Origin of the sequence: Saccharopolyspora gloriosae (genome assembly GCF_022828475.1) — a bacterium.
Classification (GTDB): Bacteria; Actinomycetota; Actinomycetes; order Mycobacteriales; family Pseudonocardiaceae; genus Saccharopolyspora_C; species Saccharopolyspora_C gloriosae_A.
Window position 1 is genome coordinate 4318255 of sequence record NZ_CP059557.1, and the last position, 18950, is coordinate 4337204.

Genomic DNA, 18950 nt, shown 5'->3' on the forward strand with positions numbered 1-18950 from the left:
GCTCACCAATCCGTCATCGAACCGTCGCGGCGGCGCGCGACGGGCAGGTAGGCGGGTTCGTACGGGAACTTCGCGGCCGCGTCCTCGTCCACGGTGACGCCCAGTCCGGGCGCGTCTCCGGGATGCAGGTGACCATCGGCGTAGTGCCAGGCGTGCGGGAAGACTTCGTGCACCTGCTCGCCGTAACCCATGTACTCCTGGATCGCGAAGTTCGGCGTGCTCAGGCCCACGTGCAGCGATGCTCCCAGCGCCACCGGCGATACGTCCGACGGGCCGTGCGGGCCGAGCTTGATCTGCCACAACTCGGCCAGCGCCGCGATCCGCCGCAGGTGCGTGATGCCTCCCGCGTGCGTGACGCAGGTGCGGACGAAGTCGATGAGCTGCTCGGTGATCAGCGCCTGGCACTCCCACACGGTGTTGAAGACCTCGCCGATGGCCAGCGGAGTCGTGGTGTGCCCGCGCACCCGGCGCAGCACCTCCTGGTTCTCGGCGGGAGTCACGTCCTCCAGCCAGAACAGGTCCACCGGTTCCAGCGCTCGCCCCAGCCGTGCCGCCTCGCCGGGTGTGAGCCGATGATGCGAGTCGTGCAGCAGGTGCAGCTCCGGGCCGACGTGCTCGCGCACCCCGGCCAGCACCTCCGGCGCGTGGCGCAGGTAGGCGGCGGTGTCCCACACCTCCTCGTGCGGCGCGCTGCCCCGGCCGGCCGGTTCGTAGCCGGTGCCCCCGCGATGCACGCCGTAGACGGTGTCCAGGCCCGGCACGCCGGATTGCGCCCGCACCGCGCGGAAACCGCGCTCCCGCTGGGCGTCCACCGAGTCCAGCAGCTCCGGCAGGTCCCACCCGGTGGCGTGCGTGTAGCTCAGCACCCGGTCGCGGACCGCGCCGCCGAGCAACTCGTACACCGGCAGTCCGGCGGTCTTGCCCTTGATGTCCCACAGCGCCAGGTCCACGGCGCCGATCGAGGTCATCGTGACCGGGCCGCGCCGCCAGTACGCGCCCCGGTAGAAGTACTGCCAGGTGTCCTCGATGCGCGCCGGGTCGCGGCCGATCAGCAGCGGCGCGAGGTGATCGCGCAGGTAGGCGGCGACGGCGAGTTCGCGGCCGTTGAGGGTCGCGTCGCCCCAGCCGACGACGCCGTCCGCTGTGGTGATCTTGAGCGCGACGAAGTTGCGACCCGGGCTGGTGATCAGCACCTCGGCCGACGTGATGCGCTCCCGGCTCATGCGTTCTCCTCGCGGACTGGCCCGGTGGTGCCGCGGACCACGAGCTGAGTGGGCAGGTGCAACGTGCGCGGCAGCTGCCGCGCACCGGCGACGGCGCGGCCCAGCAGCTCCAGGCTCACCGCGCCCGCCCGGTCCATCGGCGCCGCGATGCTCGTCAGCGCCGGGTGGGTCACTTCGGCGAGCGGGATGTCGTCGAAACCGACGACGCTCAGATCCTTCGGGGTGTGCACGCCGAGCGTCCGCGCACCGGCGACGATGCCGAGCGCGACCAGGTCGTTGTGCGCGATCACCGCGGTCGCTCCGCTCGCGACGACTCCGGCCGCCGCCGCGGTACCGCCCGCTACCGTCTCCGCCTGGTTTCCCAGCACGTCGAGGCGCACCCCGCCTGCTCGGCGAGCGCGGTGACGATGGCGAGCCGGTGGGTGTTCGACCAGGAACGAGCCGAACCCTGCACGTAGGCGAGGTGGCGGTGGCCGAGCGCGACCAGGTAGTCCACGGTCTGGCGCAGCCCGTCGGTCGCGTCGGCGAGGACGCAGTCGATGCCGGTCACCTCGCGATTCACCAGCACCGCCGGGGTTCGCCCGCACAGCACGGGCAACTCGTCGGCGTCCAATCGCGACGAGCACACCACGATGCCGTCGGCCCGGTCCCGCAGGCGCGCGATCATGTCCCGTTCGCGGTCCCGGTCGAAGGACGTGTCGGCGAGCACCACGGCCTGCTCGCGGCGCCAGCCTTCGCCCTGGGCGGCTTTGACGAAAGCACCGAACACGGGGTTGGCGATGTCGGGCACGACCACGGCGACCGTGGCGCCCCGCGGCGCGGACTCGGTGCGGCGGGCTCGGCCGGGGTCGTACCCGAGCTCCTCGGCGGCGGCGAGCACCTTGCGCAAGGTCTCCGCGCCCAGCCTGCCCGGTTCGCCGAACGCACGGGACGCCGTGGACAGCGCGACCTCCGCGCGCTTCGCCACCTCGGTCAACGTCGCCGCCACAGCGCTCCCTCAGCATTCGCGTCGCGCTGATCAGCACGACGCGAGCCATCGCACACCCCCTTGCGCAACCTTGTCAACGACTTGCCAGAACCTTGCCGCCACCGCCCCTGAACCACGCCACACTCGATTCGCCTCCGCGCGATTTCGCGAGGAATCAGGACATTGGCCACCCATGATCAGGAGTGATCACCGCTGATCAACGCGCATGCTCGGCAGTCCGATTTCTCGTGGAAGTCGCCCACAGGGGATGGAGCTCAGATCCGGTATGGAGTTCCTGAACCGGTCGTCAGGTCGCGTACGGCAGCACGGGGAGGCCTCGGCCGACGTCGCGGAGCACGAACAGGGCGCCCGCTTCCGGATGGCGGCGCAGGTCCGTTGCCTGGCGGGAGGTGGTGATGTACAGGTCGGCTCGGTCGCCGCCGCCGAAGGCGCACGCGGTGACGCGCGGGACGGGCAACTCCACCACGGCGAGCAATCCGCCGTCCGGCGCGTAGCGGTGCACCGCTGCTCCACCCCACAACGCCACCCACACGCAGCCCTCGGCGTCCACCGTCAACCCGTCCGGCGAGCCCAGTTCCGGGTCGATGCGCACCAGCGGCCCCCGGTCGGCGAGGTCGCCGTCGCGGTAGGCGAACGCGTCCACTCGCTGCGTCGGCGTGTCCACGTAGTAGGCCGTGGCGCCGTCCGGACTCCACGCCAAGCCGTTGGAGATCGTCACGCCGTCCAGCACCACCTCGACGTGCCCGGACGCGTCGAGGCGGTATAGGCGTCCGGCGCCGGGAGTCTCCGCGTAGGCCATCGATCCGCAGTAGAACCGGCCGTCCGGGTCACAGCCACCCTCGTTCATCCGCACTCCCGGGTCGGACCACAGCTCGCCGAGCGGCCGGACCTCGATGAGATCGTCGTCGGCGAGCGCGAAACCTCGCTCCACCGCGAGCACCGCGCCGCCACCGGCCCTCGGCCGCAGCGCCGCCGCGACGGAACCCACGTGCGACCGCCGCACCGTGCCACCGGGCAGCAACGTGAGCACGTCACCGGCGAGCATGTCGACCCACCGCAACCCCGGCCAACCCTGGTGCCACACCGGCCCTTCCCCGTGCTCGGCGCACACATCGGTGACCTGCTCGGCCCGGTACCGCTCAACGCCCATCCCGCTACCCCTTCCCGTTGCGACACGTACCCACTCAGCGAGTGAACGGACCGTTCGCCCAATCCCATTGGACGAACAGGCCGTTCACTCCACCCACTCTCGAGCCACCGGCGGACGGGACGCCCTCGCCGGAAGCGGTGTTGGGAGTGAACGGACCGTTCGTCCAGTGTTGTTGGACGAACGGTCCGTTCACTCCGGATGCTTCGCCGGGAGCGCGGCGCACCTTCAGGGGCTCACTGCTCGGGCCGGAGGAGGATCTTGCCCACGTGGGGGCCGGACTCCGTGAGGGTTTCCAGGGCCTTGCCCGCGTCGGACAGGTCGTACTCGTGGGTGATGATCCGCCCCGGATCCAGCACCCCGGCGGTGAACAGCCGCACCACGTGCGACCACGCACGGGAGGGCGCCCCGAACACGGTGTGCAGGGTGAGCTGCGTGGACACGAGCCGCGCCGTCGACAGCGAATCCGACTCCGGCGGCACCCCGGTGAGCGCCACCCGCCCGCCGCGCCGGGCCAGCCGGGTGGCGAGGTCGGCGGTGCCGGGAGTGCCCGCGGTTTCGAGCACGGCGTCGAACCGGCCGCAACGCCGCACCGCCTCCAGCGGGGTGAGCACCGTCGTCGCCCCGCAGCTCTCGGCGAGTTCCTCCCGTCCCGTTCTCGGCTCCACCACAACGAGTGCCACGGGCGCGGTGGCGGCGAGCAGTTGCGTCCCGAGCAGCCCGAGGCTGCCGCCGCCGACCACGGCGACCCGTTCCCCGGCCACGCCACCGAGCCGCAGGCAGGCCTCGCCGACGCACGCCGCCGGTTCCAGCACGGCCGCCGCCCGCAGGTCCGCCTCGGGCGGCAGCACGTGCAGCAGCCGGGCGGGCAGCACGAGGTGTTCGGACCACGCGCCGGGCAGGGTGAACCCGGTTTCCTCGTACCCCGTCCCGCACAGATTGTTCTCGCCCCGCCGGCACGCATCGCAGGACTGGCAGCCGCGGAATCCCTCACCGACGACGCGGTGGCCCACGTAGTCGGCGGTGACGTCGGGGCCGACGGCGAGCACCGTGCCGGACCATTCGTGGCCGGGGATCACGGGGTACCGCACGAATCCGTCCGGCCGCCCGCCGGTGAACACTTCCCGGTCCGAGCCGCAGATCCCGCTCCACGCCACTTTCACCAGCACCTCGCCGGGTCCCGGCTCAACGGCCTCGGCGGTTCCCAGCCGCAGCTCCCCCGGCCGGTCGATGATCACCGCGCGGTCGGTCACGCGGAACCTCCGGTGCCGCGGAACTGCCAGTCCTGCGCGTAGAGGTCGAAATGCGCGCCTTCCGGCGGGTGTTCGCGCACGAAGTCCACGTCGAGTTCCACGCCGAGGCCGGGCGCTTGGGGCAGTGGGAAGTAGCCGTCGGTCACTTCGGGCAGCCCGGGGGCGGCCTGCTTCACGTGCCGGTCGGCGAAGTCGTTGAAGTGCTCCTGGATCTTGAAGTTCGTGGTGGCCGCGGCCAGGTGCAGGTTGGCGGCGGTGAGCACCGGCCCGCCCACGTTGTGCGGAGCCACCAGCACGTAGTGGGTTTCGGCGGTCGCGGCGACCTTGCGGGTCTCCAGGATGCCGCCGAAGTGCCCGATGTCGGGCTGGATGACGTCCACGGCACGCCGCTCGAACAGTTCGCGGAACTCGGTGCGGTCGTGCACGCGTTCGCCGGTGGCGACCGGAACGCTCACCTTTTCGGCCACTGTGGACAGTGCGGCGAAGTTCTCCGGAGGCACCGGTTCCTCGATCCAGCTCGGGGAGAACTCCGCCAGCTCGCCCGCGATGCGCACCGCCTCGGCCGGGGTGAAGCGGCCGTGCATCTCCACGAGCAGTTCCACATCGGGGCCGACCGCGTCGCGCACCGCTTCGACCAGCGACACCGAGCGGCGGCGCTCAGCGGGTTCCAGTTCCCACCGGCCCGGGCCGAACGGGTCGAACTTCAACGCGCGGTACCCGCGGCGCACCACCTCTTGCGCGGCGGCGTGGAACTCGTCGGGGGACCGCTCCACCGTGTACCAGCCGTTGGCGTAGGCCTTGATCCGGTCGCGCACCTTGCCGCCGAGCAGCCGCCACACGGGTTGGCCGAGCGCCTTGCCGATGATGTCCCAGCAGGCCATCTCGACGCAGCCGATGCCGGACATCGCGATCTCCCCGGCGCGGCCGTAGTCGCCGTGCTTCATGCGCCACACCAGTGATTCCAGGTCGAACGGGTCGGTGCCGACGATGTGGCGCGGCGCGGCCTCCCGCAGGTAGCCCAGCAGCGCCTGGGTGTGCCCGAGCATCCGGGTCTCGCCGACTCCGACGAGCCCGTCGTCGGTGTGCACGAGCACGTAGGTCAGGTCTCGCCACGGGGTGCCGAGCACGAAGGTGTCCAGGTGGGTGATCTTCATTCCGCTCCCCTATCCGCGGCGTGGTCGCTCATCCAGGACGTGGCCGGGTTCTGCGGCAGGGCCAGCCCGGAAGCACCGAGCACCGAGGTCCGCACCTCCGGCGTCTGCCGGGCGAGCAGGTCCAGACCGATCCGGGCACGCCGCACCCGTTCCCGCGCCAGCGCCACCGCGGTCGGCGTCAAGTGGGTGCCGCTCGGGTAGATGTTCGGCGCGTTGCGCAGCCCGAACTTGACGTAGACGGGCGCCGCGACCCGCACGATCTCGCCGATCTCCTGGTGGCGCACGAAACCGCCCAGATCGTCCGGCGCCTCGATGTACACGTCCAGCGGCAGGTCGGTGGCTGCCCGGATCGCGGCGAGCTGCCCGATGCCGAGGTCGGTCGGCACGTTGTAGGTGTCGGCCCCGAGATCCTCGGCGATGCGCACCGAGGCGGGGTTCGCCAAACCCATCTGCACGCTGATCTTGAACTGCAGATCCGGCGGCAGGTCACCGGATTCCCGCATTTTCGCCGCGATCCGCAGCACCCCGAGGTCGGTGATCAGCACGCTGCGCACTCCCGCCTCCGCACTGCGGCCGATGTCCTCCAGGACGTGCACGAGCCCTTCGGTACCGCGGGCCTGAGCCGCGACCGGGCCACCACCGGAGGCGGTGGCCATCGCACCGGTGTCCCAGCTCGCCAGCGGCCGGGCGAACAGGCTCAGCTCGACGGAGGCGGCCGCCGCGGTGCCCGCCATTCGAGCCAGTTCCACATCGGTGAGCAGCAATCCCCCGCTGCCTTGGGAGATCCGGTGCACGGCCACTTCTCTGGCCCGCGCCTCGGCGAGCACCGCGTCGAGCACTTCCGGGCCTTCGGTGCTGGGGATCTCCACGCGGTAGTGCGCGCCGTCGGGGAAGCGTTTCCCGCTGGTGGCGGGCGAATCGTCGGCGGCGAAGCCGTGTGCGGTGAGGAACTTGCGGATGCGCGGCAAGGATCGTCCTCTCTCGTCAGGGAGATCGCGGTCAGTCCTGGGCCGGCGGATCCGCCCGCAGCGGCCGGGTTTTCAGCCACAGCAAAAAGAATCCGCCGACCAGCAGCATCGCCAGCCCGGTCCACAGGTTGATGTTGATGCCCTGCGCCTTCGCCAGTGCGCTTTCGTCGGCGAACAGCCCGGCGGCACCGATCAGCAGCCCGTAGAACACGAACAGCCCGCCGATCACGCCGCGGACGTCGAACAACCGGGCCGCGGTACCGGATTTCCGTTCCTGTTCCGCGATCTCCGCGGCGTGTTCCGCTGGAGTGCCGTGCGGTTCCGGCTCGGTCATGGTGGCCTCCTTTCGGATGCGGGTACGGCTCAGAACGAGAACGGCAGGTAGCACACGGCGGCCAGCACGATCGCTCCCCAGCCGAGCAGCGCGGGACGGCGGTACCAGGCGGAGTCGCCGGGCAGTTCCTCACCGCGATCGGCGGCCGCGGCCCTGGTGTAGACGAGCCCGCGCAGTTCGGCGTCGGGTTTCGGTGCGGTGGCCAGCGCGACGGGCACGCTCACGGCGACGTCCACGCCGAACGCGATCATCGAGGAGATCATGTTCGCGCCCTGGTCGGTGGCGATCGGCACCATGCCGGTCTTGTACGCCACGTAGAAGCTGATCGGCGCGATCGTGCCCGCCAGCAAGCCGTAGAAGCCGGCTTTCGCGGTCATCCGCTTCCAGAACAGCGCCAGGATGAACGTCGCGAACAGCGGCACGTTGAAGAACGAGAACAGGGTCTGCAGGTAGTTCATGATGTTGCTGAACGAGGCCGCGATGAACGCGGTGCCCATGCCCGCGAGCACGCCCACCGCCGTCACGACGCGGCCCACCCGCAGGTAGTGCGCGTCGGGCATCCCCGGTTTCAGGTAGGGCCGCCAGATGTCGGTGGTGAACACGGTGTTGAAGCTGGACACGTTCGCGGCCATACCGGCCATGAACGAGGCCATCAGCCCGGTCACCGCCAGCCCCAGCACGCCGTTGGGCAGCAGATCCCGCATCAGCAGCGGAATCGCGTCGTTGTAGTCGTAGGCGCCGCCCGCCTGCCCGATCTGCGGGTAGATCAGCAGCGCGATGATGCCGGGCAGCACCACGATCAGCGGGATGAACATCTTCGGGAACGCCGCGATCAGCGGAGTCCGCCGCGCCGCCGACAGGTTCCGCGCCGACAGCGAACGCTGCACCTCGGCGAAGTTCGTCGTCCAGTACCCGAACGACACCGCGAAGCCGAGCCCGAGGGTGATGGTCAGCCAGTTCGCGCCGAGCGGGTTGTCCTGGCCGAACCCGGTGCCGCCCCACGCGGTGAGGAATTCCGGTCCTGGACCGGCGAAGACGTGGTCGATGAAGCCACCGATGCCGCCGACCCTGGCCAGCCCGAGCACGGTCAGCGGAACCAGCGCGGCCACGATGACGAAGAACTGCAGCACCTCGTTGTAGATCGCCGAGGACAGTCCGCCGATGATGATGTAGGCGAGCACGAACACGCCCGCCACGCCGATCGACACCGGCAGCGGCCAGCCCAGCAGCGCCCGCAGCACGATCGCCAGGGCGTACAGGTTCACGCCCGCGATCAGCACCGAGGCCACCGCGAACAGGGCGGCGCTGAGCAGGTGCGAGGAGCGGCTGAAGCGCAGCAGCAGGAACTCGGGAACGCTGCGCACTTTCGAGTTGTAGTAGAACGGCATCATCACCAGGCCGAGGAACACCATCGCCGGGATCGCGCCGATCAGGTACCAGTGGATCGTGTAGGCGCCGTACTGCGCGCCGTTCGCCGCCATGCCGAGGATCTCCGTGGCGCCGAGGTTCGCCGACACGAACGCCAGCCCCGTCACCCACGCGGGCAGCGATCGGCCGGACAGGAAGAAGTCCAGGCTGTTGCGGACACTGCGTTTCGCGGCCAGGGCGATGCCCAGCACCACCGCGAAGTAGACGATCAGGATGAGGTTGTCCATCCAGTTCATGGACAGCCGTAAGCCATCGGCACTGAGCATGGTTCTCGTTTCCTCGTCTTCGTCGTCGAAGTCGATCGAGCGCTCTAGGGGTCCTTCCGGATGCTGCTGGTGCTGTCCCGGACGATGAGTTCGGCGGGCACGATCGACCGGCCGGGCACGTCTTGTCCTCCTTCGATCAGCCGGAGCAGCTGGTCGAAGGTCTTGCGCCCCAGTGCGAGGAAGTCCTGGCGCACCGTGGTCAGCGGCGGGGAGTAGTAGGCGGCCTCCGGCACGTCGTCGAAACCGACCACGTGTACGTCTCCCGGAACACAACGACCGGCCTCCGACAGGGCGCGCAGCAGGCCCAGCGCCATCTGGTCGTTCGCCGCGAACACCGCGTCCGCCTCGGGGTGGCGCAGCAGTTCCCGGCCCGCCTCGTAGCCGGAACGCGGGCTCCAATCTCCGCGCAGCACCGGCGCAACGGTGGCACCCCGCTGCTCCAGCACGGCCCGCCAGGACTGCTCGCGGGCCTCGGTTTCGAACCAGCCGTCGGGGCCGGAGATGTGCCAGACCGTCCGGTGGCCGAGCGCGAGCAGGTGCTCGGTGGCCTGCCTGCCGCCGTCGCGCTGGTCGACCGCCACGACCGGCACCGGCGCGTGCTCGGTGTCGGCCACCGCCACCACCGGCACGTCCGCGGGGACCTCGTCGAGGGAGCGCCCCGTTTCCGCGTGCGGTGCGATGACCACGATCCCGGCCACGCCCTGACCGCGCAGGGCGTCGACGGCCTCGCCGATGCCCGTGCGGCCCGGTTCCCGGACGCTGGCCACGGACACGCCGAAACCGGCGTCGCGAGCAGCGTTCTCGATGCCGAACAACGTGCTCGCCGGGCCGTGGAGCACCGAGTCCAGCGCCACCACGCCCAGCACCCGCGACCGTCCGGTGGCCAGGCCCCGTGCGTGCGGGTTGGGCAGGTAACCGAGCCGCCGCACGGCGTCGAGGACCCGCCGCCGCGTGTCGGCCCGCACCGGCCCGGTGCCGTTGACGACGCGGGACACCGTCATGTGCGACACCCCGGCGAGCCGGGCGACGTCGGCCAGCGAGGCCCGCTGGCCCGGGCCGGGCGCACCGGCCACCGGACCATCGGATTCCCTGGCCATCACCGCACCCGCTTCCCCATCGACCGGATCGAGCCGCAAGTGTTAGCGCTAACACAACAGCGGTCAAGGTCCCCTGAGGTGAATTGCTCCGACCGCTGCGGAGGCACTGCGATGGATGGGCGCTCCCCCGGCTCCACCAGGCGCAACGAATCTCGCTGAACCCGTCGCGGAGCCGCCTCCCGAAGACCGGCTCACGCCGTGCGCCTCCGGATGCCACCTGAGGTGAACGCCTCCTTAGCCCAATCTGACCGGTCGAATGGGCCGTTCACTCCAGCAGCACCACCAGGTGAGTGCCGCATTCGACCGGTGGGCGCGGGCGAAGGAGGCGTTCACCTCATGCAGCTGAGATTCGTCGACGAGCGTCAGGCCGCGCGTTTCGGCGGCCGGTGGGGAGGTGGCCGTCGACGGTGAGGTTGATGCCGGTGCAGAGGGCGACCAGCAGGCCCGCCGGGACGAGCACCGCGCACGGTTGCAGGAACAGCGCCTCTTGGTTGCGTTCCACCAGCACCGCCCAGTCCGCGGTGGCCGGGTCGAGCCCCAGGCCGAGGAAGTTCGCCGAGGCGACGAGGTACAGCACCAGGCTCAACCTGCCACCGGCGTCCACGACGACGGGAGCGAGCACGCCACGGCCGATGTAGCCGAAGTGGATGCGCCACCACGATTCCCCTTGCATGGCCATCGCTTCCACCGCACCGCGCCGCCCGGCTCCGAGCGCGGCGCTGCGCACGATCCGCACCACGGCCGGAAGTTGCAGCAACGCCACGGCGAGGACCAGCGCGCCCGCCGACCGGGTTCCGGTGGCGGCGAGGACCATCAGCACGAGCAGCCCGGGCAGCGCCAGCACCAGGTCCAGGCCGCGGGTGAGCCACCGATCGGCCCAGCGGTACGGCTGCCCCACCGCCGCCAGCGCCAGCGGAACACCGACCGCGTAGGACAGCACGAGCGCTCCCCCGGCCAGCGCCAGCACGGATCCACCGCCGTCCAGCGCCAACGCGAGCACGTCCCGGCCGAGCACGTCGGTACCGAGCGGGTGCACCGCATCAGGTGGCAGCAGCGGCGTGCTCGCCGCCCGCACCGATCCGGCGATCAGCGGCCCGGCCAGCGCCGCCAGCAGCGGCACGCCGAGCAGCACCCAGCCCACGACGCGGCTCATCGGCCACCCGCCCGGAATCGGCGCGCGGCCAGGTCGATGATCAGGTTGACGCCGATCGTGATCGCCGCGAACAGCAGCGCATAGCCTTGCACCGTCGGCAGATCCCGCGCCCGCACCGCCTCCACGAACCCTGCTCCGAGCCCTTGCAGCGCGAACAGCGCCTCCACCACGACCACGCCGCCGAGCAGCCCGTCCACGGTGCGGGCGAGCTGCTGCAGCACCGGGCCGATCGTGTTCGGCAGCACGTGGCGCAACACCACCTCGCGTTCCCCGAGCCCGGCGCGGCGCACGTGCGCGGCGAACTCGGCGGCGTTCGCGGTGACCACCCCGGTGCGGACCTGGCGGGCCAGCGCGCACAACTGCTTGGCCACCAGCACCGCCACCGGGAGCACCAGCACCGCCGGTTCCGCCGTCAACGACCACCCGGACAGCCCGGCCGCCGTCGCAGGCAACCAGCCGGCCTGCACCGAGAACACGCCGACCAGCAGCAACGCGAGCGCGAACTCCGGCACCGAGTTCAGCAGCACCACCACGAAGTTCACCGACCGGTCGAACCGGGAGCCGGCGCGCAGCCCGCTGCGCACGCCCAGCCACAGCGCCAGCGGCAGCACGATCAGCAGGGTGAGCGCCGTGAGCAGCATCGTGGTGGCCGCGTTGCCCGCGATCTCCTCGGCCACCGGGCGGCCGGTGCGCAGCGAAGTTCCGAGGTCGCCGTGCAGGATTCCGCCCGCCCAGTCCAGGAATCGCGTGTTCAGCGGCTCGTCCAGGCCGAGTTGTTCCCGCAGCGCCGCGACCTGCCCGTCGTCGGCGTGCTCGCCGAGCACGACTTCCGCGGTGTCGCCGGGCAGCAGCGCGGTCAGCGCGAACACGCCGATGGCGACGATCACGATCTGCGCCACCGCGACGCCGACTCTGGACAACAGCCCGGCGAGCACCCGCGCGCCGGGGGCCGCCCCGCGCAGTTGCGGAGCGAGCGCGATCAACCCACGCTCACCCGATCGAACCGCGCCCAGTCCAGGGAGTTCGGCGGTGCGCCGCGCACGCCGGAGACCTGGTCGGAGGTGGCGACGTTCCAGCCGCTGAAGCCCCACACCACCATGCCGCTCTGTTCCCGCGACAGCCGCTGCGCCGTCGCCAGCAGATCAGCGCGCCGAGCATCGTCGGCTGTGGACAGTGCTTCGGCGTGCAGCGCGTCGAACTCGGCGGAGTGGTAACCGGTGTAATTGTTGCTGCCCGCGTCCGAGGTCATGCGCTGGCCGAGGAACGTCGGCACCGGCAACGCGGCGGTCCTGCTCAGCGAGGCGACGCCGTTCTTCTTGATGTCGGAGAAGTACGTCTCCGACGGCCCCACCCGAGGTGTCACGCGCATGCCGACCTCGCCGAGCTGCTGGGAGATCAGACCGGCCGCGGATTCGAAGTACGGGTCGACGGTGCTGGTCTGCAACTCCCAGGTGAGCCCGTCCGCGCCCGCTTCTCGCAGCAGCGAGCGGGCGAGCTCCGGGTCACGCGCGGGTTCGGGCAGGTCGGCCGGGTAGAACCGCAGGCCCGCGCCGAACAGGTCGTTGCCGACCCGGCCTTGGCCGCTGAGCGCGATGTCGAGCAGCGCGCGTCGATCCAGCCCCGCTCGGACCGCCCGCACCAGGCGGGGATCGGAGAACGGCGGCCGGTCCACCTTGAGCAGCAGCGCCTGCATCGTGCCGAACGGCGCGGAGAACACCCGCGCGCGCCCGCCCTGTTCCAGCAGTCGCACCGAGTTCGCGCTGACGTCGTGGGCGTAGTCGACCTGCCCGGACAGCAGCGCGTTCACCCGCGCGCTCTCCTCCTCCATCGGCACGAACTCCAGCTCGGCCAGAGTGGCCGGGCCGGACCAGTGGCCGTCGAATCGGGCGAACACGGCCGGTTTGCCCGGTTCGAACGAGACGTAGCGGAACGGCCCGGAGCCCACGGGAGCGGTGAAGTCGGTGGTGCCGGCGGGCACGATCTCGGTGGCCGGGGCTCCCCACGCGGCGGGGAACTCGAAGTTCGGCGCCCCCAGCACCAATTCCAGTTCGGTGGCCGAAATCGCTTTGCTGGCACCGAAATCCACGTCGGCGAAGTGCGAACCAGCCTGCGCGGCGGTGGATTCATCGGCGATGCGCCGGTAGGTGTAGAGCACGTCCTCGGCGGTCACCGGCCGTCCATCGTGGAACTGCGCCGGGCGCAACCGAATCCGCCAGCGAGTGCCGGTCGGGTCCGGCTGCCACGATTCCGCCAGGCGCGGCACCACGCTCATGTCGTCGGCGTAACCGACCAGCGTGTCGAACAGCGCTTTCGCCCGCGCTTGGTCGACGAACAGCGATCCGGTGTGCGGGTCCAAGGATTCGGTGGCCCCACCAGCGGGGAACGCCACCCGCAACCGTCCCGGACTCGACCCGGTGCCGCCGGAGCAGGACACCAAGGGCACCGCGGCGAACGCGCCCGCAACTCCCGCGAGCAGCCGCCGACGGCCGATCACGCCGCTCACGCGACGCGAGAAGACTCGGGAAACAGCCCGGAATCCGGCGTGTACAGGGAGTTCGGGTGCACTGCGTACCTCCTCGGGGCTCCGCGACCCCGTGCGAATCGGTACGACGGTGCCAGTCTCCTGGCTCATGGATCAGCGCCGCGCCCGGCCTTCCCACCGATTTCCCGGCAGTGGCCCCAGTGGACGCGGCTCCCCATTCACAGTGGCGGGACCGCGCCGGATTCACACCGGCTTCCTGCACACCGTCGCAATGGAACGTCGCGTCAACCTTTCAGCGTGCGTCGATCGTTGTCAAGAAAGATGTGAACCACCCGATGCACTTCGACCACGGGTCGTCACCCGACCACCCAGCGAAGCGGTGCCATCGGCAGGAGCTCAGTATTCGTCGTGGTAGCGGACCTTGTCGCTGCCCGCCGGTGCCCCGACCTCGCTCGCGCGGCCCTCCGGCTCCTCCCATTCCTCCTGCCTGCCCAGTGCGGTCAGGTCGAGCAAGCTGGTGGTGCTGCCCAGCCCGTCGAGTCCGCGCGCGTAGGTGGAGTAGGTGTGGAACACGGCGTCGCCGTTGCGCAGGAACACGCTCAGGCCGGGGAGTTCGAACGGCTCGACGCCTTCGAGGTAGTAGCCGACTCCGGCCTGTTCCAGCTCGTCCCTGGTGCGGTAGTTGTATTCGATCGGCGAGACCGACGCGTCGTGGGTGACGTGGAAGTCGTGGTTGAACCGGCTGCGGCCGGACGAGTACCACGGGAACGTCCAGCCCATCCGCCGCTTGAACGGCTCGATCTTGTCCAGCGGAGCGCGGGAGACCACGGCCAGCGAGGTGTCCCGCGCCCGCAGGTGGGTGAGCTCGCCGAACTGGTCGACGAACCCGGAACAGCTCGGGCAGCCCGCGTCCCAGCTCGGGTCGAACATGAAGTGGTAGGTCAGCAGCTGGCGGCGCCCGTCGAACAGGTCGAGCAGCCCGGCCTCGCCGTCCGGCCCGTCGAACCGGTAGTCCTCGTCGATCCGGACCATCGGCAGTCGCCTGCGGTCGGCGTTGAGCGCGTCCCGCGCCTTCGTCGCCGCCTTCTCCCGCGCCAGCAGTTCCTTGCGCGCGGCGAGCCATTCCTCCCGCGACACGACCTCGGGCAAGCTCATCGTTGATCCTCCTCGGTTGTCAGTCCTCGCCGAGGTGGACCGCCCGGCCCGCGAGAACTCATCGCGGAGCCCGGCGGTTCCCCCGAACGGACTACCGGACTACGCGCGGGAAACGTTGTCGGGGGTCTGGTGCAGAGTGTTGCCATCACCGACCGGAACTTCACGAGGACCACCGATGACAGCACCCGAGTTCCCCGCAGGCGCCCTGGATTCCGGCGGATGCCCTGCCTGGATCTCCGACCTCGGCGCGGAGGATCCGCACCAGACCGTGCACCTGGTGCGGGATCTGCGGCCGCTGGACGCGCTGGAGGTGCTGGGGGCGAAGCTCAAGCACGTGCGGCCGTGCACCTTGCCGGCGGAGCGCGCCGACGAGCACACCTCGCTGCCGCGCACCGCGTTCGGCGAGGCCGATTGCAGCTCGGTGCTGCTGGCCGGGCGGATCGGTGACTGGACGTTCGTCTTCGACGACGCGGGCATGGCGACCGAGGTCTGGGACGCGGCGGGCGGCCTAGAATCGGCCGCCGTGGCGCTGTCCCGGGGCGGTGGTGCTGCGCTGAGCCTGGCGCACGACTCCGCCGGGCCGAGCTGCGGGCTCGAATTCGCCGAGCACGGCGCGCAAGTGCTGTGGACGAACTCCGACGACCTCGACGCGATCGCGCCCGACCTGGAGGGCAGGCTCAAGGACGCCGTTGACGCCGCCGGGATCGTCGAGCAGGACTATCTGGATCCGGGTGAGCGCGACCCGGACGCGGTGATCCGCACGGGCTGCGTGCTCGCGGGAATCACCTCTTGGACATCGGCCGACATCCGCGCCGCGGACCCGGTGATGCTGCCCTTCGGCTGAGCTCGATCGTCGACCAGTGATGGTGCCGAACGAACAACACCCCACCACCGATTGTGAGGAAATGCCATGCCCACTCCCGGTTTTCCAGATGGGACCCTGGACTCCGATGAGCACCCGATCTGGATGTCCGAACTGGACGTGATCGGTCATTCCGCCGTGCACCTGGTCCGCGACGTGCGGCCCCGCGCAGCGCTGGAGATCCTCGGACTGGACGCTGATTCAGCCGTGCCGTGCACGTTGCCCGCGCAGTCCCCCGACGAGTTCACCTCGTTACCACGTGCCGCCCTCGGCGACCCCGACTGCGTGGCGGTGCTGCTGGTAGGCCGGATCGGTGGCTGGACGCTGGTCTTCGACGACGCCGGTGCGACCAACGAGGTCGGCAACCTGGAACGCGCCCGTGCGGTGAACGCGGCGGCAGGCGGCGACTGGTCCGGGCTCGAGGCGATGGCAGGCGAGCCGAAACCGGTCGTGCAGGATCCGAGCGTGGCCCTTTCCGCCGGAGGAGGACCCGCGGTGACCATCCGAACGAATTTCACCGGGCCCCCGTTCAGCATCGAGTACGCGATCGACGGCGAGATGGTCTTCGGCACGGACTCGCACGACCTGGACCTCCAGGACGCGCAACCACGAGCCGATGTCCGGGCGGCGATCGCGGCGGCGGGAATCGCGGAACAGGATGACCTGGAGCCCGGCGAGATGGACACCTCCGGCGTGGCCCGGATCGGCTGTGCCCTCGCGGGCGCGATCTGGACGATGGACGACCTGCGGGCGACCGAGCTGCTCGCGGTCACGTTCGACTGAGGAGTCCTCGCGGAACGATCTTTGATCTCCGCCTTGTCAGCGGCGGAGCCGCTGAGCAGTGGCCGGCCTGAGCAGGCCGACCACCGGCGGGTTCTCGGCGGCTTCCTCGCGCGGACGGCGATTTCGCGGTGCACGGCCGATGCCGCGGCGAGGTAGCCGCTGAGGTTCCGCCGACCCGCCCCCACGAGGGCCACTCCGAAAGGGCTCCTCAGCGCGTCGGGCGGCGGGTTCGCCGGGTGGGGGTGGCGGTGGTGGGGTCGTCCGGCCAGGGGTGCTTCGGGTAGCGGCCGCGGAGGTCGGCTCGGACCTGCGGGTAGCCGGTGACCCAGAAGGACTCCAGGTCGGAAGTGACCGCCGCCGGGCGCCCGGCGGGGGAAAGCAGGTGCAGCACCAGCGGAATCCGGCCGCCCGCGAGCATCGGGGCCTGCCGCCAGCCGAAGACCTCCTGCACCTTCACCGGCAGCACCGGCCGATCATCCGAGTAGTCGATCTTGATGCGGGAGCCGGACGGCACCTCGACGCTCTCAGGCGCGAGCTCGTCGAACCGCGCCGCCTCGTCCCACGGGATCAGGCGGCGCAGCCCGCTCCCCGCTGAGATCCGCGCCAGGTCGGCCCGCTTGCGGGCTCGGGAGAGCTCCGGCTCCAGCCACGAATCCGCTTGGGACAGCAGGGAATCGTCGTCGACGGCGGGCCAGGGCTCGCCGAGCGCCGCGTGCAGGAAGCTGATGCGGTGGCGCAGCCGGACCGCGTCCTGGCTCCAGTTCACCAGGTCCAGCCCGTCCGCCCGGAGCCCGTCGAGCAGCGCTTCGCGCACCAGCGCCGGGTCCGGTTGGCGAAGCGGCCTGCTGTCCACGGTGATCGCGCCGATCCGCTCCTCGCGCACCGCCCGCACGTCGCCGCCCGACCAGCCGACCTCGTCCCGCACGCTGAGCAGCGGAGCGGCGACTCGCCGGGCCAATCCCTCATCCGCCGGAGCCGCGAGCCGCACCGTGCCGTGCGGCGCGCCGGGTGCGCGGTCGGCGACCGCGACCGCCAGCCACTCCGCGTGCCGCAGCGGTGATCCGGTCGGTACTTCGACGGCCGTGCCGGAGGCCATCAGGTAGATCGGCGAATCCGGAGCCCGCCGCCGCGCGACCCGTTCCGGGAACGCGAGCGCCACGACCTCAGCGGCACCCGCACTCCCCTGCCGCGCCGATGTTCCCGCCCGTTGCGCCAGCCTGCGGGATTCCCGTCGCCACCGGTCGGAGCCCGGCCCGCCGCGCCGCAGCCGCGCCAGCGCGGAGTCCACATCGGACTCCGAAGTCACGGTGTCGTCGTCGAGCAGCGCCACGACTTCGCTCGCCGCTCGGGCTCCGGCCCGCTCCGTGCCGTCGAGCAGCGCCCGCGCCAGCCTCGGATGCAGCCCCAGCTGGGCCATTCGCCGCCCACGGTCGGTCACCGCGCCGCCGGAGTCCAGCGCGCCGAGCCCGCGCAAGACCTCGTGCCCGGCCGCCAGCGGACCGGTCGGCGGCTCGTCCCACCAGGTCAGCGCGGCACCGTCCGGGGTTCCCCAGCAGGCCAGCTCCAAGGCGAGGCGGGTGAGTTCGGCGGTGCGGATCTCCGGCTCGGCGAACGCGGGCAGCGTGCTGTGCTCGTGCTCCGGCCAGCAGCGGTAGGCGATGCCCGGCCCCTGCCGCCCGGCGCGGCCCGCGCGCTGTTCGGCTCCGGCCTGCGACACCCGCACGGTGGCCAGGCCCGCCAAGCCCCGACGAGTGTCCACTCGGGACACTCGGGACATCCCCGAATCGACGACCGCGCGCACGCCCGGCACCGTCAGGCTCGACTCCGCCACTGCGGTCGCGAGCACCACTTTGCGCCGCTTCCCTTCACGCAGGGCGGAATCCTGCTCGGAATGCGGAAGCCGGCCGTGCAGTGGAAGTACGTCCACATCGGACAGCCCGGACAGCGCGGCGGCGACGCGGCGGATCTCGCCCGCGCCGGGCAGGAAGGTGAGCACGTCGCCGTCCTGCTCGTCGAGCGCGGTCCGCACCGCCCGCGCCACGCACGCCGCGATCCGCTCGCCCCGGTTCGGCGGCAGGTAGCGGTGCTCGACCGGGAAGGTGCGCGCCTGCGCGTGCAGCACCGGGGCGCCGTCCAGCACCTCCGCCGCCCGAGTGGCCGCGATGGTCGCCGAGGTCGCCAGCAGGCGCAGGTCCGGGCGCAGCCCGTCGCGCGCGTCGAGCAGCAGGGCCAGCAGCAGGTCCGCGTCGAGGTGGCGCTCGTGGCACTCGTCGAGCACCACCACGTCAACGCCGGAGAGCTCCGGATCGGACTGCAACCGCCGCACCAGCAGGCCGGAGGTGACGACTTCGACGGCGGTGCGGGGACCGCGTACGCGTTCCCCGCGCACCGAATACCCCACGCGCTCCCCGACGTCCTCCCCCAGCAGCTGCGCCATCCGGCGAGCCGCCGCGCGAGTCGCCAGCCGCCGTGGCTCGGCCACCACCACGCGCAGCCCGCGTTGCGCCAGCGCCAGCGGCACCAGCGTGGTCTTCCCGGTGCCGGGCGGGGCGACCAGCACGGTCGTGCCGTGCTCGGCGAGCGCGTCGGCGACCTCGCCGAGCACCGGGCGCACCGGCAGGTCGGGCAGTGCGGAGAACTCGCTCATCGCAGCACAG

Annotated in this window: 17 protein-coding genes and 1 riboswitch; of the genes, 2 read left to right on the top strand and 15 right to left on the bottom strand. The window is 71.3% G+C overall.

The genetic code is table 11. From position 1 onward, the window contains the following. Positions 1 to 2: 2 nt before the first annotated feature. From manD to H2Q94_RS18690, 14 genes are all read right to left on the bottom strand, one after another. The gene (gene manD, locus H2Q94_RS18625) at positions 3 to 1223 is read right to left on the bottom strand and encodes a D-mannonate dehydratase ManD (RefSeq protein WP_243788474.1); all 1221 of its coding nucleotides are present in this window, start codon (positions 1221 to 1223) and stop codon (positions 3 to 5) included. Continuing rightward, positions 1220 to 1591: a substrate-binding domain-containing protein gene (locus tag H2Q94_RS18630; RefSeq protein WP_243788475.1), complete on the bottom strand. Its 372-nt coding sequence runs from the start codon at positions 1589 to 1591 to the stop codon at positions 1220 to 1222. Before H2Q94_RS18630 ends, manD begins: the two co-directional genes overlap by 4 nt. Next, positions 1564 to 2211, bottom strand: coding sequence for a LacI family DNA-binding transcriptional regulator (locus H2Q94_RS18635; RefSeq protein ID WP_243788476.1), 648 nt, complete (start codon positions 2209 to 2211; stop codon positions 1564 to 1566). Before H2Q94_RS18635 ends, H2Q94_RS18630 begins: the two co-directional genes overlap by 28 nt. A 286-nt stretch (positions 2212 to 2497) precedes the next feature. Then, a complete protein-coding gene (locus H2Q94_RS18640; protein WP_243788477.1) occupies positions 2498 to 3361 on the bottom strand; it encodes an SMP-30/gluconolactonase/LRE family protein in 864 nt (287 codons plus the stop codon). Between the two features lie 233 nt (positions 3362 to 3594). After that, entirely contained in the window at positions 3595 to 4611 is a 1017-nt protein-coding gene (locus tag H2Q94_RS18645; protein ID WP_243788478.1) for a zinc-dependent alcohol dehydrogenase, read from the bottom strand. After that, the gene (locus H2Q94_RS18650) at positions 4608 to 5765 is read right to left on the bottom strand and encodes a mandelate racemase/muconate lactonizing enzyme family protein (protein ID WP_243788479.1); all 1158 of its coding nucleotides are present in this window, start codon (positions 5763 to 5765) and stop codon (positions 4608 to 4610) included. The genes H2Q94_RS18645 and H2Q94_RS18650 overlap by 4 nt, the downstream gene beginning before the upstream one ends. Continuing rightward, the gene (locus H2Q94_RS18655) at positions 5762 to 6733 is read right to left on the bottom strand and encodes a U32 family peptidase (RefSeq protein WP_243788480.1); all 972 of its coding nucleotides are present in this window, start codon (positions 6731 to 6733) and stop codon (positions 5762 to 5764) included. The genes H2Q94_RS18650 and H2Q94_RS18655 overlap by 4 nt, the downstream gene beginning before the upstream one ends. A gap of 31 nt (positions 6734 to 6764) precedes the next feature. Next, positions 6765 to 7067 carry a hypothetical protein gene (locus H2Q94_RS18660; RefSeq protein WP_243788481.1) on the bottom strand — a complete coding sequence of 101 codons (303 nt, stop codon included), beginning with the start codon at positions 7065 to 7067 and terminating at the stop codon, positions 6765 to 6767. Positions 7068 to 7096: 29 nt separating this feature from the next. Further along, entirely contained in the window at positions 7097 to 8761 is a 1665-nt protein-coding gene (locus H2Q94_RS18665) for a sodium:solute symporter family protein (protein ID WP_243788482.1), read from the bottom strand. Between the two features lie 44 nt (positions 8762 to 8805). Continuing rightward, positions 8806 to 9858 carry a LacI family DNA-binding transcriptional regulator gene (locus H2Q94_RS18670; protein ID WP_243795785.1) on the bottom strand — a complete coding sequence of 351 codons (1053 nt, stop codon included), beginning with the start codon at positions 9856 to 9858 and terminating at the stop codon, positions 8806 to 8808. A 334-nt stretch (positions 9859 to 10192) separates the two neighbouring features. Continuing rightward, positions 10193 to 11011, bottom strand: a complete 819-nt coding sequence (locus H2Q94_RS18675; protein WP_243788483.1) for an ABC transporter permease — start codon at positions 11009 to 11011, stop codon at positions 10193 to 10195. Continuing rightward, positions 11008 to 11994: an ABC transporter permease gene (locus H2Q94_RS18680; protein ID WP_309501044.1), complete on the bottom strand. Its 987-nt coding sequence runs from the start codon at positions 11992 to 11994 to the stop codon at positions 11008 to 11010. Before H2Q94_RS18680 ends, H2Q94_RS18675 begins: the two co-directional genes overlap by 4 nt. Beyond that, the gene (locus H2Q94_RS18685) at positions 11991 to 13514 is read right to left on the bottom strand and encodes an ABC transporter substrate-binding protein (protein WP_309501045.1); all 1524 of its coding nucleotides are present in this window, start codon (positions 13512 to 13514) and stop codon (positions 11991 to 11993) included. The genes H2Q94_RS18680 and H2Q94_RS18685 overlap by 4 nt, the downstream gene beginning before the upstream one ends. 93 nt (positions 13515 to 13607) lie before the next feature. Further along, a riboswitch (cobalamin riboswitch) is annotated at positions 13608 to 13774 on the bottom strand. 115 nt (positions 13775 to 13889) lie between these two features. Continuing rightward, positions 13890 to 14648: a DUF899 domain-containing protein gene (locus H2Q94_RS18690; RefSeq protein ID WP_243788484.1), complete on the bottom strand. Its 759-nt coding sequence runs from the start codon at positions 14646 to 14648 to the stop codon at positions 13890 to 13892. A 175-nt stretch (positions 14649 to 14823) separates the two neighbouring features. Here H2Q94_RS18690 and H2Q94_RS18695 point away from each other — a divergent pair, with 175 nt between their 5' ends. Further along, positions 14824 to 15492, top strand: a complete 669-nt coding sequence (locus tag H2Q94_RS18695) for a hypothetical protein (protein ID WP_243788485.1) — start codon at positions 14824 to 14826, stop codon at positions 15490 to 15492. A gap of 66 nt (positions 15493 to 15558) precedes the next feature. Beyond that, positions 15559 to 16293: a hypothetical protein gene (locus H2Q94_RS18700; RefSeq protein ID WP_243788486.1), complete on the top strand. Its 735-nt coding sequence runs from the start codon at positions 15559 to 15561 to the stop codon at positions 16291 to 16293. Positions 16294 to 16501: 208 nt separating this feature from the next. Here H2Q94_RS18700 and hrpB read toward each other — a convergent pair whose 3' ends face one another. Next, positions 16502 to 18940 (bottom strand): ATP-dependent helicase HrpB, encoded by a 2439-nt coding sequence (hrpB, locus tag H2Q94_RS18705; protein WP_243788487.1) that lies wholly within the window; start codon positions 18938 to 18940, stop codon positions 16502 to 16504. Between the last annotated feature and the right edge of the window lie 10 nt (positions 18941 to 18950).